Below are 20,567 nucleotides of genomic sequence, written 5' to 3' on the forward strand. Positions count from 1 at the left end.
ATGCGTCACAGCGAGGAATTTCAGGAGGAACGCCTCGCCCTACCATGTAACACTGCGTAACGAACCACAGCCGGGTCACTCACTGCTGGCAAATGCACTCTTCATGGGGCGCTCATGATCGGGTATCGCTATTTTCGCCATAACGGCTTTCTCTGGCGCAAACACCTGGGCGCCCTGCTTCCTTTATCCATGCCGCACCGCAATCCTGAGCTACGCCAACCGCAGGCAACAGCGCTGCTGGCCAAGCATTTTGCCTTCTTGATTCGCTGGGAGACCGACTTCGATAGCGAGACCCCCACTGAGTGGTGGCACATCATCAAGTCGGATCCCGAGGAGTTGCAGGATCTCAGCGCCAACACCCGCAGCAAGATTCGACGGGGAGAGCGACAGTTTCTCGTCGAACCGGTGACTCGTGAAGTCATCCTGCAGGAAGGGCACGAGGTCTACTGTAAAGCGTATCAACGCTACGATACTTTCGAGCCGATGATGGCAAAACCCGACTTCGTCAGAGCGGTTCTAGACCTGCCGACGGAGACCGAGTTCTTTGCGGTCCGCGATCGCAGTAGTGGAAGGATGGTAGCCTTCAGCGAGAATCTCGTCAGGGATGGGGCTTGTTTTTATCTCTCCATCTGGCTAACCCCCGATGCATTGAAGCGGTATGCATCTTACGCCTTGATCCACCACATGAACCGCTACTACCTCAACCTACGGGGACTTGCCTATGTCTCGGATGGTGCCAGAAACATCAGCCACGAAACCGGCATACACGATTTCCTCATCGAGCGTTTCGGGTTTCGCAGGGCCTACGCCAGGCTGCATATCGCCTATTTTCCGCTTTTGACTCCGGTGATTCATGCCCTCTTTCCCTTCCGCCGCAGAATCAGCCAATCCCGGGGAAGGATAGGGAGAAAAATCACCGTGCTGCTGGAACAAGAAGCCATACGGCGCACCTTCCAGATGCATCGAGACACAGAGACGGTAATCGGCTGACTTCTGCTTCACCCTGCCCCAGTCCGGCAATGCATCATTCACGTTTACTGGAGCGATACCGTGAACCTCTTTCGTCCCGTATCACGCAGCAAGAAGCGTAAACTGGATGTTCTCCTGGCCACTCTGGGTCTGCTTCTGGTTTGGTGGTTGATCGGTCTGGCCTGGATTGCCGCCACCATCGACACCCGCAGGAATGGTCTTTTCATGCAAAGGCGTATCGGCATGAATGGCAGGATCTTCACGCTATATAAAATACGGACCATGAGGGAGGCCCAGGGGGTCACCACGACGGTGACCTGCTCCCGTGATCCTCGAATCACGCCGCTGGGGCACCTGCTGCGCCGGACCAAGGTGGATGAACTGCCTCAACTTTGGAACGTGCTGAAAGGCGACATGAGTTTCGTTGGGCCACGCCCGGACGTGGAGGGCTTTGCCGACAGCCTGGAAGGTGAGCAACGTCTGTTGCTGCGTGTACGCCCCGGGATCACCGGCCCCGCCACGCTTAAGTACCGGGATGAAGAGAAGCTACTCGACAGCGCGGTGGATCCGGAGGGCTACAACCGCGACGTTATCTGGCCGGACAAGGTCCGCATCAACCTGCATTACCTGAGGGAGTGGAGCCTTGCCGAGGACCTGAAGTTCATCTGGCGAACCCTGGCAGGATGAATGAGCTGGCAGGATGGGCGAGAGAGGGCGCGAGGGGAGCCAGTGGCATCCTGACACGAAGCCCCCCGTCCAGTAGCTGCAATGCCGAGCGTCACTTCGAAGCACGCGCAAAATATCGGTGCCCGCACCGATGACACGGCTCAATGCGGGCCACTCCTTCCAGGTCGACTTCCGCGCCGCAGTGCACGCAGGCCATGCGTCCGGGTGCGGCCACTTCGCCTTCGCAGTAGTCGGCACGGGCGGCTTCGAGATCCTCGTTGAGTCGGGCGTTCTCTACGATGCTGCGATCGGCCACAGAGAATAGCGAGTCCACCACCTTGCGCGAGAGCTGATCGAGGTCGATGCCCAACCAAGCGGCTACACCACGGCCTCCCGCCCGCAGGTAACGACGCATATCGACCAGATCGCGTTCGACCCAGGCGCGCAACAGGGCAAGCTCATCCTTGGTGAACTCCTCGAACTCGGCTTCGAATTCGACCGCCTCATCCAGCTCCCGCTGCAGATTCTCCCAGGTCAGGTCATCCGCGCCTTCACGCAAGCGGGCCAGCATACGCTCGTAGCCTTCGCGCAGCCGATGTTCGCGATGAGAGTCGGGACGTTCGCTCATGGTCATCTCCTCGAAGCGGGTTCTGCATAGGCCGGGCATGGCCGGGCATGCCCTACTGGGGTATCCTTGGTTACCATTTAGACGCCATCCTGCCGTCAGTTCAACGTTTTATCGTTTGGTTGAAGGCGGGGCATGACGTCGAACAATTTCCTGCGCAAGTGCACGATGCTCCGTGCCCGAACACTTTAAGGTCAATTTGAAAGCCGATGGACGCACAGTACAAGCCCTTTGAAATCGAACGCGACGCCCAGCAGTTCTGGGAGCAAAATCAGTGCTTCAAGGCGGTGGAGGATGCCAGCCGCGAGAAGTACTACTGCCTGTCGATGTTCCCCTACCCCAGCGGCAAGCTACACATGGGGCACGTGCGCAACTACACCATCGGCGATGTGGTCTCGCGCTTCCAGCGCATGCAGGGCAGGAACGTGATGCAGCCCATGGGCTGGGACGCCTTCGGTATGCCGGCCGAGAACGCCGCGATCCAGAACCGGGTGCCACCGGCCAAGTGGACCTATGACAACATCGACTACATGCGCAACCAGCTCAAGGCTCTGGGATTCGCCTACGACTGGAGCCGCGAATTCGCCACCTGCGATACCGACTACTACCGCTGGGAGCAGTGGTTTTTCGCCAAGCTGGTCGACAAGGGGCTGGTCTACAAGAAGATGGCCACGGTCAACTGGGACCCGGTGGACCAGACCGTACTGGCCAACGAGCAGGTCATCGAGGGCCGGGGCTGGCGCTCCGGCGCCCTGGTGGAGCGCAAGGAGATTCCTCTGTGGTTCCTCAAGATCACCGACTACGCCGATGAGCTGCTCGCCGATCTCGACAAGATCGAGTGGCCGGAGCAGGTCAAGACCATGCAGCGCAACTGGATCGGCAAGTCACGTGGCGTGGAACTCACGTTCGACATCAAGGGCGCGGACGGCAGCGTCGCCGAGCCGCTGTCGGTCTATACCACCCGCCCGGACACTCTGCTGGGCGTGACCTACGTAGCGGTGGCGGCTGGGCATCCGCTGGCCAAGGCCGCGGCGGAAGGCAACGCCGAGCTGGCCGCCTTCTGCGAGGAGTGCGCTCGCGGCGGCACTTCCGAGGCGGAGCTGGCCACCAAGGAAAAACGTGGCATGCCCACCGGGCACGTGGCGGTGCATCCGCTGACCGGCCGCGAGGTGCCCGTCTATGTCGCCAACTTCGTGCTGATGGAGTTCGGCACCGGCGCGGTGATGGCGGTACCCGGCCACGACCAGCGCGACTGGGAGTTCGCAAGCAAATACGATTTGCCCATCGAGGCGGTCATTGCCGACGAATCCGGCCGAGCACCGGACCTTTCCGAGGCCGCCTACGTGGAATTTGGTCGCCTGATCAACTCCGGCGAGTTCGACGGTCTCGACTTCGATGCCGCTTTCGATGCCATCGCAGCGAGACTCGAGGAACTGGGTCGCGGCGAGGTGAAGATAAACTACCGCCTGCGCGACTGGGGTGTGGCCCGCCAGCGCTACTGGGGCGCGCCGATCCCGGTCAAGTATGGCCCTGAGGGCCAGACCGTGCCGCTCTCCGACGATGAGTTGCCAGTCGCCCTGCCGATGGAGGTCACCGTCGATGCCAGCGGCTCGCCGCTGAAGAAGATGCCCGAGTTCTACGAGCTTGGCGAGGGCTGGGTGCGCGAAACCGATACGTTCGATACCTTCATGGAGTCCTCCTGGTACTTCGCGCGCTTCTGCTGTGCCGACAACAAGCAGGCCATGCTTGACGAGCGCGCCGACTACTGGCTGCCGGTGGATCTCTACATAGGCGGCATCGAGCACGCCATCCTCCACCTGCTCTATGCGCGCTTCTTCACCAAGCTGATGCGTGACCTGGATCTGGTGAAGGTCGACGAGCCCTTCCAGCGGCTGCTCACCCAAGGCATGGTGATCGCCGAGACCTTCTACCGCCCGACGCCGAACGGCGGCAAGGAGTGGTTCAACCCCGCCGACGTGGAGGTCAAGCGCGACGACAAGGGTCGCCCGGTCAGTGCGGTACTGGTCAGCGACGGCCAGCCGGTGGAAATGGGCGGCATCGAGAAGATGTCCAAGTCGAAGAACAACGGCGTCGACCCGCAGTCGATGATCGACCGCTTCGGCGCCGACACCGTGCGCCTGTTCATGATGTTCGCCGCCCCGCCCGAACAGTCGCTGGAGTGGTCCGACTCCGGCGTCGAGGGTGCCAGTCGTTTTCTCAAGCGCCTGTGGCGCATGGTGGCCGAACATCTGGAAGCAGGCGAGCCGGGCATGCTGAATGCTGCGGCGCTCGATGATTCCCAGCGCGAGCTGCGCCGCAAGACTCACGAGACCATCAAGAAGGCCAGCGATGATATCGGTCGGCGCACTACCTTCAACACCGCCATTGCCGCTGTGATGGAGCTGAGCAACGTTCTTTCGAAGTTCGACGATACCACGCCCCTGGGCCTGGCGGTGGCTCGCGAGGCCGTAGAGGCCTGCATCCTTCTGCTCGCGCCGATCACGCCACATGCCTGCCACGCTCTGTGGCACGAACTGGGTCACAAGGAGCCAGCCATCGACGCGCAGTGGCCGAAGGTGGATGAATCAGCCCTGGCGCGTGACTCCCTCGAACTGGTAGTGCAGGTCAACGGCAAGCTGCGTGCCCGCATCGAAGTGGCTGCCGATGCCTCCAAGGAGGCTATCGAAGCCGAAGCTTTTGCCGCCGAGAACGTCCAGCGTCATACCGAGGACAAGACGGTGCGCAAGGTGATCGTCGTACCGGGCAAGCTGGTCAATATCGTAGTGGGCTGACGCAGACCGAACGGGAGCATTCATGCAGCGACGCGGATTTCTCACCCTCGCCCTGACCGCCAGTGCCGCCATGGCATTGGCCGGCTGCGGCTTTCACCTGCGTGGCTTCGATACGCCAGGTCTGACAGTGGACGAGCTCGCCCTGGCGGGCACGGACAGCGACTTGGCCCGCCTGGTGGAAGAGCGCCTGGCGTCGGTCGACATCCGAGTGCACGACAATGCCCCGCTGGTACTCAACCTCGGCCCCGAGACGTTCCGTGAGCGTCAGACGAGTGTGCTCGACAGTGGCCCCCAGGAGCATGAGATGAGCCTGTCGGTACCCTTCTCGGTCCAGCGACGCAGCGATGGCGCCTATCGGCTGTCCGAGCGACACCTTGAGGTGTCGACCCGCTTCACTGTCAGTGACGACAACCTACTGGCCCAGGACGATCTGCGTGAAGAAGCGCGCCAGGAACTGCGCCAGGAGGCCCTGCGCCGCCTGTTCGACCGACTGCGCTCGTTGGACCCATGATGACAACCATGTGGAACGCGTTCGCGTGAAGGTACTGCTGTGAAGGTCTTTGCCGACAAACTGCAGGAAGCACTGGCCAAGAAGCTGCCGCCGGTGGTGATCGTTGCCGGTGAGGAGCCGCTGCAACACATGGAAGCCTGCGATACCGTGCGCGCCGCCGCCCGTGAGCGTGGCATCGAAGAGCGCGATATTCTCCACGTGGAGAACAATTTCGCCTGGGGCCGGCTGCGAGAGGCTTCGGCCAGTCTTTCGCTGTTCGCCTCGAGCAAGCTGATCGAGCTGCGCCTGGGCAGCCAGAGCCTGGGGCAGGAGGGCGCCAAGGCGCTCAAAGAGTATGCCGATGCACCGGGCACCCAGGACAACGTGCTGCTCATCAGCATGGGAAAGCTCGACTTCCGTCAGCAGAAGAGCGCCTGGTTCCAGGCACTCGACAAGCTCGGCTTGTTCGTGCCGGTATGGCCGGTAGACGTCTCCCGGCTAGGCTTCTGGCTGCGCGATCGCGCCGAACGTCACGGTTTCTCGCTGGACCTCGATGCCGCCCGCCTGCTGGGCGAGCGCACCGAGGGCAACCTGCTCGCAGCGGACCAGGAGTTGCAGAAACTGGCCCTGCTGCTTCCGCCTGGAACACGCGTCGGCCCGGCACAGATTGCCGGCGGAGTGGAAGACAGCGCTCGCTACGACGTCTTCACCCTGGCCGATGCCTGTCTCAAGGGCGAGCGGGATCGCGTCTCGCGCATCGTCCGCGGCCTCCGCGGTGAAGGCGTCGAAGCTCCCATCGTATTGTGGGCACTCAACCGCGAACTGCGTACGCTGCTCTCGTTGCATCAGCACCTCGACCAGGGCCAGAGCTTCGAGCACGCCTGCAAGGCGCAGAAGCCGGCCATCTTCGACAAGCGCCGCCCGGCCTATCAGCAGGCCATCGCACGCTTGCCAAGGAAACGCCTGCACAAGCTGCTGTTGTTCGCCCAGCGTCTCGACCTTTCGATCAAGGGCGCGGCCCAACTGCCGCTCTGGGAGGGGCTTCACGATCTGGCATTGACCCTGGCGGGTGGCCGCGGCCTGCTTGCCGAATTGCCGTCTTCCTACCGTGTGGGATGACGTGACGCCGCCGCCCCGGGTGCTCGGCCATATAGAATTATGCAAGGGCATGAAATTTCACGCGCTTTCTGCTTATACTTATACAGCATCGTTGGAGCAAGTGGACCTCTGCGCTCACCGAACCGGGAGCGCTGGATCATTCAAGAGCCGGAAGCCTTATCTCAAGAAGAAGGAACACTGATCATGAAAACACTCCGCCGCTTTCTCAGTCCCCTGCTGATTCTGGCCCTGGTACTCGGCAGCGTCTCGGTGTCGGCCGCCCCGCTTCCCGCCAGCGAACTGGTCTCTACCCAGGCAGCCCTCTCGGCCGAACGTGCCGACGCCGACCGAGAGCGCATCAACGAGGTCCTGTCCCGGGCCGGCGTTCAGGAACAGCTCGTCGCCCAAGGCGTCGATCTTGCCGAAGTCGAGGCCCGCGTCGCGGCGCTCTCCGATGAAGAAGCGCGCCAGATGGCCGAGCAGCTCGACCAGTTGCCCGCCGGTGCCAGCGTCGTGGGCGCTCTGGTGCTCATTTTCCTCGTGCTGCTGGTCACCGATATCCTGGGCCTGACCAACGTCTTCCCCTTCACGCGCTGATGAGACAGGACATGCAAGGTCGTTTTCAGCCAGCATGCATGAACGCCCGCCTAGCGGGCGTTCTGCTATTGGCCCTTTGGCTGATGATTCTAACGGGCTGTGCCTCCACGCCGCGCCTGGCCGAGAGCACCGAGCGGGCTCTCCCCCGGCAGGCCTTGGTCGATGGCGTGCCCTTCCATTCCCAGCGTGAATACCAGTGCGGCCCCGCCTCGCTGGCCATGATCCTCAACCATAGCGACGTGGACGTGGCCATGGAGAGCCTGATTCCACAGGTTTTCATACCCGGTCGCGAAGGCAGCGTACAACCCGAAATGCTTGCGACGGTGAGGCGCCACGGCCGCATCCCCTTCGTGCTCGAGAACAGCTTCGATGCGCTGTTGACTGAGATCGCTGCCGGCCAGCCGGTGGTCGTCATGCAGAACCTCTCTCTACCGACATGGCCGATGTGGCATTACGCGGTGGCCATCGGCTACGATCTGGATACCGAGGAAATGACGCTACACAGCGGCGAGGAAGCAGAACGCATCGAGTCCTTCCGCCGCTTCGATGCCACCTGGGCGCGCAGCGATCGCTGGGCATTCGTCGCCATGCCGCCGGGAGAAATGCCGCAGAGCGTGGGTCAGCGCCGCGCACTGGAGGCAATCGCCACCTTCGAGCAGGTCCAGGGGGCCCAGGCCGCCCTGCCGGCCTGGGAAGCCTTGGTGGCGCGTTTCCCGAACTCGGGGATGGGGTACTTTGCCCTGGGCAATGCCCGCCATACCATTGGCGATACACTCGGAGCCATCGAGGCGTTGCGAAACGCCGTGAGACAACGCGAAGACCTGGGGGCAGCTTGGTTGAACCTGGGTCTGTTGCTGCAAGCCCAAGGGGAGGATGGCGAAGCCCGGCGGGCGCTGTCACGTGCCGCCGACCTACCCGGACCATGGCAGAAGCGCGCACAGGATGCGCTCGAAACGTAGCGCACCGATTTCAGCACACGCGGGCCGAGGTGTCCCGCCATTCCGCTTGTCGACGCAGGTTCGCGTTGCTGACTTGTTGGCATGTTTGCAGAAGGTTGATGCGCTGGATGGCGTTGAGTCCATGCTCCTGCAGAGCACCTGATGCCAATGCGGTACACAATGCCGGGAGTCGCACGTATTCAGGCCTCACACCGGCCCTTGCCATCTCCCACTCCGGACTGGCCATTAGCCTCTTCCAATCGGCCCAGGAGCCCTGATAACGCGTCTGCAATCCCAAGCGTCTTGCCAGTTCCCGCGCGCTCCACAGCGTGGTATGCAAGGGAAAGTTCACCCACCAGGGAAAGGCCGGCAGCCGACCGTCCGCATGGAACAGAAAGCGGGTCCGTTTCAGGTACGGCCCGAACGCGGCGAGGAACAATCGTCGATTGAGCTTCCAGCGCGCAGGACAAGCGGCACTGACTTTCACTGCCTCCTTGGCCATGAACACCTCGTAGCTCCTGAACAGGCGACGGTTACTGTAGAGGTTGGAAATCCCGAGCCGCATCGTCATCGGCCAGAGCGAGAACCACTCGTGAGCGCTTTGCGGCCGCATGGCTTTCACTCTGCGAAAATGCTCGCGACGCCGCCGCGTCACTTCCTGCAGCAGCTGGTCGGGAAACAGGGGATTTTTCACCGCCTGCGTCCGGGTCTCGCCCGGTAACTGCCACTGCGGCAGGAAGCTGAAGTAGCTGGACAGCGGCGGCTTCCGCGCGGAGCGTGACTTCAGCAGGGTATCGCTGACGTAGCCCCCGAAGACTGCATCGTAATCCGCGAGCCCATGGCGCCGATGGAAACCCAGGGCATGAGCGTGAATGTACTGGTGTCCACTACCTACCAGACGCGAAGCCTCCGGCAATATGGCCAAGTAGTGAAGTTCGTCTCGATAGCCGGGAAGGAAGCGAGCCCCGCTAGCAGATGCCACCTTCTCGGCAATGCGCCCCTCGCGGGTCATGCTATTGAGAAAGATGAAGCTGTCTCGCTCCAGCCACTGCGGCAGCATGGCTGCCAGCACACGGGAATCCTCTCCACCGCTGATGAACTGGGCTACCCGCCGCATCGGGCCCGTAACCCGCTCGATATAGCCGACGAGCCCTCTCCTCAAGGCTTCGGCCGCCTCCTCCAGGTTGCGGAACGATGCCGTCTCATCGGGCAGCCAGTAGGTTGTACGCTCCAAGCGAGGAGCCTCTTCATGACTCAGCCGAAACACATGCTTCGTGGCTGGGTGGCATTGACGGATCTGGCGATAGGCGCTGTATGGAAAGGTCACGATATCGTGAAGAACGAAATCGACGAGTGAAGCCTCATCGAAATCCACCTCAGGGCCGCAGGCCCCCGCTAGAGCATCGACATGGGTACCCAAGGCCAGCCAGGACATCCTCTGGTATCGATAGACGGGGATGAACATCATGAGATCGGTGATGCAGATGACATGATGCGAGGCCTTGTCGATGACCAAGATAACGAAAGGACCACTGATATCTTCGCTCCAGTCCATCTGTCCCTCTTCCCAGTGAGCGAGAATGGCCCTGGTACCCGCCTGGTCATCGTTGCCTGTCAGGAAGCGGTTGTCTTTGAAGTACAGCACCGGGCCGCCGATGACCAGACAGAGATGGGTTCCGTTCTCGACTGGAGCGAAACCGAAATAACGGGAGGGGGTTACGGCCAGGGACCCCCAGTCTCCATGAAACTCCCGTGCAGAAACGGGATCCTCGAGATAAATCGATTCCAGCTCCTCGGCGAGGCGCCCCGGAGGAAGGCGCCTCGAGCTGAACAGGAAGTCGCTCATACAATCCCTCGCATTGATGGCGGAGCCGACAATGTTCCAAGGACTGGGTTTGTCGATGCCCGAGCCTAACGTAATCCATGTCAAGTACACCTCAACCGTATCGCGACGTCCAACCCCGCCTTGCTGCCGCCCGGGCGATGACATCGGGAACGAGCCAGGCAAGCGCCCAGGCGAATTCATACGGCTTGACAGCAGCTCGAAAAGACAACCGATCAGGTATGAGTTGCCCTTACCCGGCGTAATGACGAAACTAGTCATTCTGGACAAGGACTGGAGGTGCCCATGTCATACGACATTGCACTGAAGAGAATCTATGCCGCGCCCGACCCCAGCGATGGCGCCCGTATCCTGGTGGACAGGCTCTGGCCACGCGGCATGCCAAGAGAGCGGCTGGAACTGACTGATTGGTATCGCGATGCCTCGCCGTCCCTTACCCTGAGCCGGCAGCTCCGCAGGGGAGAAATCAGCAGTGCGGTGTTTGCCGTTCGTTACCGAGGGGAGTTACGTGATGCCCCCGACAACCTGCTTCCCCTCATGCGCCATGCTCGCCGGGACAGGCTTACGCTGCTTTCTGCGATGCGCGACCTGGAAGCATCACACCTGCCCCTCCTGCGCCAAGCAATACTCGGCGCGCTGCAGCAGGAAGACGCCGAGGATGCCTCGCCCTCTTCTCCTCCCTGTTATCTGGGATTACTGGACCGGGAGGGGAAAAGCGGTCATGACTAATGTCCGGTTCGATGCCGCTCCCGGATGACGTCGCGCAGGGCAACGCCATGTAGCCAGGCCAGCCTTACCACTTCGGCACGGCTCTCAATGGCGGCGAGCCGCTGGATCGCCAGGCGTCGCGGGAGGAAGCATAGCTCGACAGTTCCCCACGCCACAATGAAGGCGGCAAAAGGCCACCACCAATTCCAGCCACCGACGGTCAACAGCGCGAACACAAAGAGAACAACGGGGGTCAACACCAGCCCCCACCATGCCTGGTGTCTCCCCAGGAATCGATTGGCGCGCAACATTTCCCTGCGCAGCTCCTTCGATGTTCTAGCAACGGGGAGGTGTACGGTATTCATCTTGTTCATTTAAGCGCCTCATCAGAAAAGCGGGTTCTTGATGAGTTGCTTTCAGCAGCGGCAGCAGCGAAAAAATGCGTAATGACGATCATAAAAACCATCAGGAACTGGAGCAGCATTCGGCTTTACCTAACTGCCTTTTACCTGAGGAATTTCGTTCTCGTTCATGGCACATTTAATGCTTGGCCCTCTGTCAGCAGCCGTTTCATGTATGAGATAGCCACAAGCGTTTTACCTGATCGGGCACTGACCATGACTGTCAGCTGCGGCTATCTCAATACACAATATAACACAGATACAGAAAGTAACATGGCTCCGCCATGCCGCGGTTCACTTGAATGTTTATCGTGGCTGCCTTATATCACCGTTCTGGTTTCCGCGGTTGACCTCCTTCCCCGTTCAGCCATACGTGCCTTCAGCAACACCCAGCAAGCCATTGACAATCCCAAGTAGCCGCTCAATCCCCTCACGTCTCGCAGCATCGACTGCGTCAGCCCGAATCCGATGAAGGCGATAACGACCAGTAGGCCTGACAATGCCAGGATTCTTGCCTGCATGTCGTGAGAGCGACGTAAGTGACGCGCGAACAACACCGCAGGCACTCCATAGAAAGCCAGCAATACCAGGACTCCCAGCAGGCCGCGTCGTGCTGCGGTATCCACTAGGTCGCTGTGCAGTTGATCGTGACGCTTCGCCCCGGGGTGCAACAAACCGCGATTCACCATCATGTCGCGTGCCTCCACGAGTCCTTCCTCTCCCCACCCCAGCAGCGGCTTCTCCAGGAGCATACGTCCTCCAGCCTGCCACATCTCCAACCGCAGTCCCACGGAGCTGCCACCATCCCCCTCGATTGCGTAGTTCCGAACGTCATCGATGGCCCGCTCCACCCGCTGGGTTACTCCGTAGCCTGTGATAGCGGTCATCGCTACCAGCGCTGCCACCAGAAGCCAGCCCGCTCCGGCCAGCTGGAGTAGTTGGTGCCGAGGAAGAAAAGGACGAAAGGCCCCGTAGCTCATCCAGGCAAGCAGGGGTACGGCCAGCCAGCCGCCGCGGGTGCCGGACAGGAAGGAGGCAGCAAGACCGGCTACCGCGGATAGCCCCAATGCAGGAGTAAGCCAGGGCCAGGAGGGAATCGGACGGTATAGGCGACCCAGCATGGCCACTAGCGCCAGCACGCCAAGCAGCAGCGAGAGATTACCGAAAGGAATGGCATTCATACCGTTGTCGGCGCGATAGGCACCGAGCACGAAGCGCTCGTACAAGGCAATGACTCCGGCTCCCACCCCTCCTACCACCAGGCCTAGCCACAAGCCTTCCCGTGAGGGCGGGTATCGGCGCCACCACACCAGCAACCCTGCCGCCACCAGGGGCCATAATGGCATCATTTCACTGTTCGAGTTCACGCCAAGGAATACACTGCTGCGAGCTGCGTCCAAGCACCACAGCCCTGAGAAAGCCATGAAAGCCAACAACCAGAGCCGATCCTCCCTATCCAGCCTTTGCCGCAGCCACCTCGTCGGGTCACGGCGCAGCATGGCCCCCGCGATCGCCAGCATCAGTGCCGCTAGTGATACTGCCTTGTACCCCCATGGGATCAGAAGCAATAGCGAAACGAAAGCCCCCAGCAGGAGCGTGTTCCCCCATCGCCAAGGGCTGCCGCCTCGCTCGACTATCTGTCGCTCCGATGTCGCTCGGGACATTCACGATACTCCCTACCTCGCGTTCACCGGCATGCTCTGACGCGAACCAATTACGTCGCGCCCAGGCTCGCTTCACAACTTGCCCACCCAACTATCGGCTGCCTCGTGAAGCAGCTGGTGCACTTGCCGAAAAGCTTCGGCGCTCTTGCGGTAGGGGTCGGGGATCTCGCGTCCCTGACCGCCATCCAGCCAGCGCCCGAAGAGCATCGTCTTACCCAGCATGGAGGGAGCCATCTGGCCGACGGCAAGACGCTGGCCATCGGACATCACCAGCACCAGATCGGCCTTGAACAGGGTATCCAAGTTGACTTGGCGCGCCTGGTGAGCACTAACGTCCAAACCTTCGGCCTCGGCCAATGATCGGGCCGTGGGTTCTACCCCCTGCCCCTCCAGCGCGTTCAGGCCCGCTGTCTCGATCTGCTTGCCGGGTAGTCGAGCTTCCAGCATGGCCGCAGCGACAGGGCTACGACAGATATTGCCGGTGCAAAGTATCAGGATTCGTTGAAACATAGCGCCTCGATGATGACATTGGCAGGATTAGCCAGGTTTCGGTCCCTCAATCATAAGATAGTCCCGATGCGCCCGCATTTTTCTTCTGCTACGTGCCCAGCGCCTCCTCAGAGAATGATTCTGGCTGATGACGCAAGTACCACGCCGCATCATCCAAAATAGCTGGAAGGCACTTCCTCTCTATCACAGATAATTTGCTCCCGCATCCTTTCAAGTGCATTAAATATCTCGCTACCTCTGCTTTATTTTTTGCTCCTTATGAGTTGTAACTAAACGTATACATCAAGAATTCATGCTTAGTAAAATCAACTTGGGAATTCCCTTTTCCTTTCATATGCTTTGTAACATTGCTTAACAAAAGGGATTGCTTGCAGAGAATCAAATACATTGGTCTGACAGCCATTCCTTTCAAGTTTTTTAGATATCACTTGCAGAAAGGACTCGACATGTTGATGATTCTCTACCGTCTTTTTCGCTTGCCTCGCCACTACAAGCGAATGATACAACTTTTCATCGACGCCATTCTGCTGACCCTCAGCTTCATCGCGGCCATCTGGTTGCGCCTCGAGAACCTTGAACCGCTCCTGGCCCCCGATGCCTGGGGCATGTGGTTGATCGTATTGCCGATAAGCCTGGCCATATTTGCGAGACTGGGCTTCTACCGCGCTGTGATTCGCTATCTGAGCGTCAAGGCGATGAAAACGCTACTTATCGGGATTTCAGCCTCCGCAGCTCTGCTCGTCATCATCTCCAGCCTGTCTGCCATCTCCCTGCCACGCTCAGCCTGCTTGATCTATCCGATGCTGGCCTTGCTGAGCTTAGGGGGCGTGCGTTACCTCCTGCGCTCACTCAACATGCACAGCATGATCCGCTACAAGGCCAGGGTCATCGTCTACGGTGCCGGGGCAGCGGGCTCGCAACTGGTGAATACCCTTCGACAGGGTACGGAATATGCCCCGGTGGCCTTCGTCGACGATTGGCGAGGTATGCACGGTACTTTCGTCGAGGGGCTGCAAGTCTACCATCCCAAAATGCTGCCGCGTCTGCTCAAGCACTACGGGGCCGAACGCATCCTGCTGGCCATGCCCAGCGCGCCACGCTCACGCAGACGGGAAATCCTGCGTACCCTGAAGCCCTTGTCCGTCCCCGTTCAGACCCTGCCAAGCATGGAAGAGATGATCGCCGGCCATGCCCGTCTCAACGAGATTCGCGACGTTACCGTGGAAGATCTCCTGGGGCGCGACCCAGTGCCACCGAATCAGGAGCTGCTAGACGCCAACGTACGAGGCAAGGTGGTCATGGTGACTGGTGCGGGCGGATCCATTGGTTCGGAACTATGCCACCAATTGCTCCAGCAGGGTCCTAGGGAACTGTTGCTGTACGAGCTCTGCGAGTTTGCGCTCTACACCATTGAGCGCACCCTGCGACAGCGAATGCAGGAGCAAGAATTGAAGGTTTCGGTGAGGGCTCTGCTGGGTTCCGTGCAGGATCGACAACGTCTGGACACCGTGATGCGTACCTTCGGTGTAGAAACCATCTACCACGCCGCCGCCTACAAGCATGTTCCCATGGTGGAGCACAACGTGACCCAAGGTATCCTTAACAATGTCTTCGGTACCTTGGCCACGACTCAGGCAGCCGTGGCCTGCAAGGTGGAAACCTTCGTGTTGGTCTCGACCGACAAGGCGGTGCGCCCTACCAACGTGATGGGAACTACCAAGCGGATTGCCGAATTGATCTGTCAGGCACTGGCCGACCATCAGTCTCATACGCGCTTCTGCATGGTCCGCTTCGGCAACGTTCTAGGCTCTTCTGGCTCGGTGGTTCCGCTGTTCCGCGAGCAAATCGCCAGAGGGGGGCCCATCACCGTGACCCACCCAGAGGTGACACGCTATTTCATGACCATTCCCGAGGCCGCCCAGCTAGTGATCCAGGCGGGAGCGATGGGTAGCGGTGGCGACGTCTTCGTCCTCGACATGGGCAAGCCGGTACGCATTGCCGACTTGGCAGCGGAGATGATCCGGCTCTCGGGACTTGAAGTGCTGAGCGAGGAGAACCCCGAAGGTGACATCGAGATTCGTCATACGGGCCTGCGACCCGGCGAGAAACTCTATGAGGAGCTGCTGATAGGTGAGAACGAGGCGCCTACGGCCCATCCTCGCATTAGAACTGCCAGAGAATACTACTGGCCCTGGTCACGCATGGAAGCTTATCTGGGGCAGCTATTGCAAGCTGTCGAATACCTCCAGCATGAGCGGATTCGAGAGCTGCTGATGGCAGCCCCCACGGGTTATGTCCCAAGAGATGGGATCGTCGACCTGGTATGGCTAGGTCGGTCTCCTGCGCCTTCCAGGCAGCGCTCGCTGGATCTTCCCATGGAAACCGGTAGCCGGCCGGCACAGATGCCGGATTCGCGAGAGGCCGCTCCCACCGCCTTCATATCCTCTCCCTCAATGAAGGGATGAGTGGGAGTGGCCGTTCATGACGCCTCCCTTCCGATGTCGAAGTGATAGAGTCAGATGCGAAACGTGGCGAGAAGCTTTCAGTGCTCCCATGTCAAGGCGACCAGTCCCATGTATTCGTGGAGAGCCCGCTCGGTCTTGCTCAATGCCTGGCTGGTAGGCAGCCAATAAGCCAGGTTCCAGGACACCCCAGGATTCACCAGGCGATGGGTTGGGGCCGCCACGGGATCCAGACCTACTGCACGGAAATGGGCCATGGCCCTGGGCATGTGAGAGGCGGAAGTGACCAACAAAAGGCGGCTGCCTTGATCGAGCAAGTCGCGTACTGCCCGGGCTTCGCTTGCCGTGTCGGTGGGCCAGTCGACAACCACCAGCCCCTCGGTAGCTACACCAAGCTCGCTGGCCGCTTGGGCATAAGCTGATGCCACGGGTGGCATGCCCTCCAACCGGCTGCCCCCGCTGACCACCAGGCGAGCCTGAGGGAAATCCTGCCTCAGCTTCAACCCTTCGGTCAGCCGATAGAGTGAGCTTTCATTTAGACGCGACAGGCTTGAGCCTCCCCGCCCGGGCTGCCAGCCTCCTCCCAGAACCACGATGGTTTCCACCCATGGTTCATCACCGGATAGCTGCAGCGGTGGGTAACGACTCTCGAGGGGTTCCAGTAACCTATCGGCCAAGGGGCTACAGGCCGCCAACAGTAGCATGACCGTAGCCAACGTCCCCAACCCGCACCCCACTCGCCGTCGCCCGCTGAGAAATAGCAGCGCAGCGAGGACAAGAAGGCAGAAGAACAGGGGTAACGGCATCACATAGAAGGCGATCAGTTCCTTCAGGTTGGAAAACATGGAGCTCCTGTAAGCTCAAGGCGCAATAAGATCCCAATCAATCAACGGCAAGCGACATTACCTCGGACAGCACCCGGCAAGTGAGATCAATCTCCGCCTCGGTGAGCGTAGGATGGCAGAGAAACATCAGGCTGGTCCTGCCCAACTCCCTCGCCACCGGCAGACCTTCAGGCGGCTGCCAACCGGTTCCGTCAAAGGCCTTTTCCAGATAAATTTCGGAACAGGAACCACTGTAGCAAGGCACGCCGCGGGAAACGATCTCATCAATGATGCGATCCCGATCCCAGCCCTCGGCTAGCGTCTCCGGTTCAATGAATACGTAGCACTTATAGGCAGCATGCTGAATGTGCTCGGGAGGAGTCGGCACCCGCAACCCCGAACAGTGCCTGGCAGCATCCCAGATGCGCTGGGCATTGTGCCGGCGCTTCTCCGACCATTCCGCCAAGCGACGCAGCTGCAACCTTCCGATGGCCGCCTGCATCTCGGTGAGCCGCCAGTTCGTACCGAAGTGATGATGCAGCCAACGAAACCCGGAAGGATGTCGTTCCTGGTGTACGGCATCCCAGCTCTTGCCATGATCCTTGTAGGACCACATGCGCCGCCAGAGATCCGGGTCGTTGGTCGTTACCATTCCACCCTCACCACCTGTCGTCAGGATCTTGTCCTGACAGAAGGACCAACAACCAACTTTCGCGATGGACCCGACAGCGCGGCCTCGATGGCGCGCCCCGTGAGCCTGTGCACAGTCCTCTACCACATCGATACCGTTGCGCGCCAGCGCCATGAGGCCGTCCATGTCGCAAGGCCACCCCGCCAGGTGAACCGCAATGATGGCCCTTGTGTGCGGGGTGATCTTGGCCGCAACGGTGGCGAGTGTGATGTTCTGGGAGTCGCGATCGACGTCGGCAAAGACCGGCGTCGCTCCCACGGCAACGACGCAGGAAGCAGAAGCCATGAAGGTGCGGGAGGTCACGATGACTTCGTCACCAGGGCCGATGCCCAGCCCACGCAGCGCCAGTTCGAGGGCGACCGTGCCATTGCTGACCGCGATGGCGTACTCGCAGCCAGATGCCATGGCAAACTCCTGCTCGAATAGCCGCCCTTCGTTACCGGTCCAGTAGTTGACCTTGTTGGAGAGGAGCACCTGCTCGACCGCTTTGGCTTCTTCCAGGGTGAAGGAGGGCCATGGGGAAAAGTGAGTGTTCAACATAAATAATTCCCTTCGATTCATGAATGCCGGCGATGCCGCTACTTGTCGAGCGGCACCAATACCTTGGCGTCGTAACGCAGCATTAAAAGATCCTGCTGCCAGCTATCGAAGCTCTCGATCTGTTGATCCAGGAGATATTCGCGGATCAGCCAATCGGGGTAGTTGGCACCGGCGGCATCGGCCAGTGGGAAGCCGCCTCCAAAACGCGGATTGATTTCGAACGCCTTGATGCTCCGGGTAACGGGATGGTAGAAGAGCTGTACGGTGATGCAGCCGCGTGCACCGTTCAATCGCTTGAGCCGCTTGGCCAGATAGTCGTATACGTACCCTCTGCGGGTTATCCCTTTGCTGACTTCACCGCCTCGCACCTCAAGACGCTGCCTCGGTACGAGACAGCGCATGTTTCCATGCCGGTCATAGTAAGCGTCGATAGTGTATTCGTCGTAATCCTTACCGATCGGCTCCATGAAGATGTTTCGCTCGTCTTCGAGCATGGAGCGACTGAGACGATCCGGTCCGGAGACAAGGAAGGCTCCCTTGCCACTACTGCCATCGTAAGGCTTGCAGAAACAAGGGAAAGCCAGGGCGTCACGTGAATAGACATCAGGCGTATCGATCCCGATCGACTTGAACACCTTGACAGTGAGTCGCTTGTCCCGACAACGCGCTATCAATTTTGCATCCGAGATAACGGGTTGAATCGATTCTTCAAGAAATCGATACCGGTACCACGAAAGAGCCATCAGCTCGGTATCGATCGTAGGGACCACCAGCCCGACCTGTTGCTCTCGACACAGTGCAAGCAAAGCGTCGATATAACCGGGATCGGAAACTCGAGGTATGTCGAAGCAAGAATCAGCCAAGTGGCAGGCAGCAGAGTAGCGAGAGGCTGTATCGGCCGCCAATACCTTGGCTAGAGGCAGATGGAAGCTCAGCGACTTGCGGAAGGACTCCAGCAACTCGACGCGTCGCCCCGCTGAAAGGAGGAGAATGTTCTGACGTCTCATGGATTCCTGTCCAATGAACGAGCATTGCGAGAGCCGTTGAAACGCGGGGTGATCTCGTGGCTTCTGGCGGCGATACCTTCCCGAGCCAGTACCTTTGTCACGGTCAGAAGAAGAATCTTGATGTCGAGCCACAGCGAGTGATGCTCGACATACCACACATCAAGACGGAACTTCTCCTCCCAGCTCAAATTGTTACGCCCGTTGATCTGAGCCCAGCCGGTTATGCCCGGGCGCACCTCGTGCCGACGGTACTGGACCGGGCTGTAGAGAGGAAGATATTCCATCAAAAGCGGCCGGGGCCCGACCAGGCTCATCTCGCCCTTGAGAACATTCCAGAGTTCGGGCAGCTCGTCCAGACTCGTCGCCCGTAATTTCTTGCCAAATCGAGTCAAACGCTTGTCCGAGGGGAGTAATACGCCATCGACATCACGCGCATCAAGCATGGTGCGGAACTTGAACATCCGGAAAGGTCGCCCTTGGAGACCGGGACGCACCTGACTGAACAGCACGGGAGCGCCGAGCTTGAGTCTGATCAGAGCAGCAATCGCAAGCATAAGCGGCGACAGGACGATCAACAGGACCGCGGCAACGCTGATATCGAAGAGACGCTTGAGCATGAAATTCCCATCTCCTTGAGCATGACGGCGTTGACCTTGCACACGTCGTATTTCCGCAGTGCTTGCTCGCGTGAGCGCTTCCCCATGGTGGAGATGAGCTGCGGCGACTCAATGAAGGCGCGCATGGCGTTTGTTAGCTCAGTGGCATTCTGAGGTGGCACCAGATAGCCATTCTCCCCGTCGACGACCGTCTCGCGGCAACCGGGAGTGTCAGTGGTAATAATGGGACGTCCCATTGACAGAGCTTCGAGAATCGTTCTGGGAATACCCTCGCGGTAGAAGGAAGGTAGTACGAAGACACTAGCGTTACCCAGTGCATCACGTACGTCATCCAGCTTGCCCAAATAGTTGATGACACCATCCTGTATCCAGCGGTCGAGTTCTTGGGCGGTAATGGAATTCGGGTTACTGTCGAGATCGCCGACCAGTGTGAAAACGGCAGCGGGGTATTCGGCCTTGAGGCGATAAGCCGCCTCTGCGTATTCACGAATTCCCTTGTCGATCAATAGCCGAGCGATCAGAAGAAACTCGACTTGCCGAGGGTAGGCACACGGCACGTAGTGGTCGATGTCGACGCCGGAACCGTTGACAACCACGGAAGGAACAGACCCATTGATTATGTTCCGATCGCGAAAAAGAGCCTGATCGTCAGGGTTCTGAAAGAAAACCTTGTTGGCAAAACGCAACGAATGCCGATAGAGTTTGGCTGCAATACAGCCAATGAAGCGTGTTTTAGCTGTTTGCCCATAGCTGGAGAAACAATAACCCAATCCCGTAATCAGTGCATATCGCCTCGGGCAACGTACCAGGACTGCAGCAAAAGTCCCAAAAATTACGGGTTTGATCGTATAGCCCATCACATATTCGGGCCTGATGGACCACATGAGACGTACCAGCTCTACCAGCGTGCGCATATCATGGAAAGGATTAATTCCGGTACGACTGAGGTAGACGTCATGGGCTTTTGCCCCCATTTGTACCAGCTTCGTGTGTGTCAGGCCGTCCTTGCTGAGATCCGGTGCGGCAGCATGTACTTCAAATCCACTCGCAATCAGATCCTTGATGAGATGGCCACGAAAGTTGATCAGCGATCCTGGTGCGCCGGCCACGATAAGGAATTTCATA

Annotated in this window: 19 protein-coding genes; 9 read left to right on the plus strand and 10 right to left on the minus strand. The window is 59.6% G+C overall.

Features of this window, described 5'->3' with window-relative positions; all coding sequences use genetic code 11:
- Window positions 1-114: 114 nt before the first annotated feature.
- Complete coding sequence (locus HBJ55_RS02940) at window positions 115-990, plus strand: GNAT family N-acetyltransferase (protein WP_167110882.1); 876 nt, start codon at window positions 115-117, stop codon at window positions 988-990.
- A 60-nt stretch (window positions 991-1,050) separates the two neighbouring features.
- Window positions 1,051-1,656: a sugar transferase gene (locus HBJ55_RS02945; protein WP_167110884.1), complete on the plus strand. Its 606-nt coding sequence runs from the start codon at window positions 1,051-1,053 to the stop codon at window positions 1,654-1,656.
- A gap of 91 nt (window positions 1,657-1,747) precedes the next feature.
- Here HBJ55_RS02945 and HBJ55_RS02950 read toward each other — a convergent pair whose 3' ends face one another.
- Window positions 1,748-2,263 carry a zinc ribbon-containing protein gene (locus HBJ55_RS02950; protein WP_167110886.1) on the minus strand — a complete coding sequence of 172 codons (516 nt, stop codon included), beginning with the start codon at window positions 2,261-2,263 and terminating at the stop codon, window positions 1,748-1,750.
- Window positions 2,264-2,469: 206 nt separating this feature from the next.
- Between HBJ55_RS02950 and leuS the strand changes: the two genes are divergently transcribed.
- From leuS to HBJ55_RS02975, 5 genes are all read left to right on the plus strand, one after another.
- Entirely contained in the window at window positions 2,470-5,052 is a 2,583-nt protein-coding gene (gene leuS, locus HBJ55_RS02955) for a leucine--tRNA ligase (RefSeq protein ID WP_167110888.1), read from the plus strand.
- A gap of 22 nt (window positions 5,053-5,074) precedes the next feature.
- Window positions 5,075-5,563: an LPS-assembly lipoprotein LptE gene (locus HBJ55_RS02960; RefSeq protein ID WP_167110891.1), complete on the plus strand. Its 489-nt coding sequence runs from the start codon at window positions 5,075-5,077 to the stop codon at window positions 5,561-5,563.
- Between the two features lie 39 nt (window positions 5,564-5,602).
- Entirely contained in the window at window positions 5,603-6,661 is a 1,059-nt protein-coding gene (gene holA / locus HBJ55_RS02965) for a DNA polymerase III subunit delta (RefSeq protein WP_167110892.1), read from the plus strand.
- A 183-nt stretch (window positions 6,662-6,844) separates the two neighbouring features.
- A complete protein-coding gene (locus HBJ55_RS02970; RefSeq protein WP_167110893.1) occupies window positions 6,845-7,237 on the plus strand; it encodes a PA2779 family protein in 393 nt (130 codons plus the stop codon).
- A gap of 11 nt (window positions 7,238-7,248) precedes the next feature.
- Window positions 7,249-8,196, plus strand: a complete 948-nt coding sequence (locus HBJ55_RS02975) for a PA2778 family cysteine peptidase (RefSeq protein WP_240935963.1) — start codon at window positions 7,249-7,251, stop codon at window positions 8,194-8,196.
- Between the two features lie 10 nt (window positions 8,197-8,206).
- Here HBJ55_RS02975 and HBJ55_RS02980 read toward each other — a convergent pair whose 3' ends face one another.
- Window positions 8,207-10,279, minus strand: a complete 2,073-nt coding sequence (locus HBJ55_RS02980) for an asparagine synthetase B family protein (RefSeq protein ID WP_206022168.1) — start codon at window positions 10,277-10,279, stop codon at window positions 8,207-8,209.
- A gap of 24 nt (window positions 10,280-10,303) precedes the next feature.
- Between HBJ55_RS02980 and HBJ55_RS02985 the strand changes: the two genes are divergently transcribed.
- Window positions 10,304-10,747: a DUF488 domain-containing protein gene (locus HBJ55_RS02985; protein ID WP_167110894.1), complete on the plus strand. Its 444-nt coding sequence runs from the start codon at window positions 10,304-10,306 to the stop codon at window positions 10,745-10,747.
- Here HBJ55_RS02985 and HBJ55_RS02990 read toward each other — a convergent pair.
- From HBJ55_RS02990 to HBJ55_RS03000, 3 genes are all read right to left on the minus strand, one after another.
- On the minus strand, window positions 10,744-11,100 hold the full coding sequence (locus HBJ55_RS02990; protein WP_167110895.1) for a hypothetical protein: 357 nt from the start codon (window positions 11,098-11,100) through the stop codon (window positions 10,744-10,746). The two genes, HBJ55_RS02985 and HBJ55_RS02990, sit on opposite strands and share 4 nt — an antisense overlap.
- Window positions 11,101-11,447: 347 nt before the next feature.
- Window positions 11,448-12,473 (minus strand): O-antigen ligase family protein, encoded by a 1,026-nt coding sequence (locus HBJ55_RS02995; RefSeq protein ID WP_167110896.1) that lies wholly within the window; start codon window positions 12,471-12,473, stop codon window positions 11,448-11,450.
- A 390-nt stretch (window positions 12,474-12,863) separates the two neighbouring features.
- Window positions 12,864-13,301 (minus strand): low molecular weight protein-tyrosine-phosphatase, encoded by a 438-nt coding sequence (locus HBJ55_RS03000; protein ID WP_167110897.1) that lies wholly within the window; start codon window positions 13,299-13,301, stop codon window positions 12,864-12,866.
- A gap of 446 nt (window positions 13,302-13,747) precedes the next feature.
- On the opposite strand from HBJ55_RS03000, the gene HBJ55_RS03005 reads away from it, so the two are divergent.
- A complete protein-coding gene (locus HBJ55_RS03005) occupies window positions 13,748-15,766 on the plus strand; it encodes a nucleoside-diphosphate sugar epimerase/dehydratase (RefSeq protein ID WP_206022169.1) in 2,019 nt (672 codons plus the stop codon).
- A gap of 77 nt (window positions 15,767-15,843) precedes the next feature.
- Here the strand turns inward: HBJ55_RS03005 and HBJ55_RS03010 are convergent, their stop codons facing one another.
- Genes HBJ55_RS03010 through HBJ55_RS03030 form a run of 5 tightly spaced genes read right to left on the minus strand, consistent with a single transcriptional unit; the run spans window position 15,844 to window position 20,566 of the window.
- Window positions 15,844-16,608, minus strand: coding sequence for an ElyC/SanA/YdcF family protein (locus HBJ55_RS03010; protein WP_167110899.1), 765 nt, complete (start codon window positions 16,606-16,608; stop codon window positions 15,844-15,846).
- 37 nt (window positions 16,609-16,645) lie between these two features.
- Window positions 16,646-17,818 (minus strand): DegT/DnrJ/EryC1/StrS family aminotransferase, encoded by a 1,173-nt coding sequence (locus HBJ55_RS03015; protein WP_167110901.1) that lies wholly within the window; start codon window positions 17,816-17,818, stop codon window positions 16,646-16,648.
- Between the two features lie 38 nt (window positions 17,819-17,856).
- Window positions 17,857-18,825: an ATP-grasp domain-containing protein gene (locus tag HBJ55_RS03020; protein ID WP_167110903.1), complete on the minus strand. Its 969-nt coding sequence runs from the start codon at window positions 18,823-18,825 to the stop codon at window positions 17,857-17,859.
- Window positions 18,822-19,442: a sugar transferase gene (locus tag HBJ55_RS03025; RefSeq protein WP_167110905.1), complete on the minus strand. Its 621-nt coding sequence runs from the start codon at window positions 19,440-19,442 to the stop codon at window positions 18,822-18,824. The genes HBJ55_RS03020 and HBJ55_RS03025 overlap by 4 nt, the downstream gene beginning before the upstream one ends.
- Window positions 19,397-20,566, minus strand: coding sequence for a glycosyltransferase family 4 protein (locus tag HBJ55_RS03030; protein WP_167110907.1), 1,170 nt, complete (start codon window positions 20,564-20,566; stop codon window positions 19,397-19,399). Before HBJ55_RS03030 ends, HBJ55_RS03025 begins: the two co-directional genes overlap by 46 nt.
- Window position 20,567: the final 1 nt, after the last annotated feature.

The organism is Billgrantia bachuensis, from assembly GCF_011742165.1.
Taxonomy (GTDB): domain Bacteria; phylum Pseudomonadota; class Gammaproteobacteria; order Pseudomonadales; family Halomonadaceae; genus Halomonas; species Halomonas bachuensis.

Bases quoted from the DNA above. Each gene is read 5' to 3' on its own strand.
- HBJ55_RS02970 (WP_167110893.1), top strand. From the start codon at position 6,845: ATGAAAACACTCCGCCGCTTTCTCAGTCCCCTGCTGATTCTGGCCCTG.
- HBJ55_RS03020 (WP_167110903.1), bottom strand. From the start codon at position 18,825: ATGAGACGTCAGAACATTCTCCTCCTTTCAGCGGGGCGACGCGTCGAG.
- HBJ55_RS03015 (WP_167110901.1), bottom strand. From the start codon at position 17,818: ATGTTGAACACTCACTTTTCCCCATGGCCCTCCTTCACCCTGGAAGAA.
- leuS (WP_167110888.1), top strand. From the start codon at position 2,470: ATGGACGCACAGTACAAGCCCTTTGAAATCGAACGCGACGCCCAGCAG.
- HBJ55_RS03030 (WP_167110907.1), bottom strand. From the start codon at position 20,566: ATGAAATTCCTTATCGTGGCCGGCGCACCAGGATCGCTGATCAACTTT.
- HBJ55_RS03010 (WP_167110899.1), bottom strand. From the start codon at position 16,608: ATGTTTTCCAACCTGAAGGAACTGATCGCCTTCTATGTGATGCCGTTA.
- HBJ55_RS02975 (WP_240935963.1), top strand. From the start codon at position 7,249: ATGCAAGGTCGTTTTCAGCCAGCATGCATGAACGCCCGCCTAGCGGGC.
- HBJ55_RS02940 (WP_167110882.1), top strand. From the start codon at position 115: ATGATCGGGTATCGCTATTTTCGCCATAACGGCTTTCTCTGGCGCAAA.
- HBJ55_RS02985 (WP_167110894.1), top strand. From the start codon at position 10,304: ATGTCATACGACATTGCACTGAAGAGAATCTATGCCGCGCCCGACCCC.
- HBJ55_RS02980 (WP_206022168.1), bottom strand. From the start codon at position 10,279: ATGACTAGTTTCGTCATTACGCCGGGTAAGGGCAACTCATACCTGATC.
- HBJ55_RS03005 (WP_206022169.1), top strand. From the start codon at position 13,748: ATGTTGATGATTCTCTACCGTCTTTTTCGCTTGCCTCGCCACTACAAG.
- HBJ55_RS02990 (WP_167110895.1), bottom strand. From the start codon at position 11,100: ATGAACAAGATGAATACCGTACACCTCCCCGTTGCTAGAACATCGAAG.
- HBJ55_RS02950 (WP_167110886.1), bottom strand. From the start codon at position 2,263: ATGAGCGAACGTCCCGACTCTCATCGCGAACATCGGCTGCGCGAAGGC.
- HBJ55_RS02960 (WP_167110891.1), top strand. From the start codon at position 5,075: ATGCAGCGACGCGGATTTCTCACCCTCGCCCTGACCGCCAGTGCCGCC.
- HBJ55_RS02995 (WP_167110896.1), bottom strand. From the start codon at position 12,473: ATGCCATTATGGCCCCTGGTGGCGGCAGGGTTGCTGGTGTGGTGGCGC.
- HBJ55_RS03025 (WP_167110905.1), bottom strand. From the start codon at position 19,442: ATGCTCAAGCGTCTCTTCGATATCAGCGTTGCCGCGGTCCTGTTGATC.
- HBJ55_RS03000 (WP_167110897.1), bottom strand. From the start codon at position 13,301: ATGTTTCAACGAATCCTGATACTTTGCACCGGCAATATCTGTCGTAGC.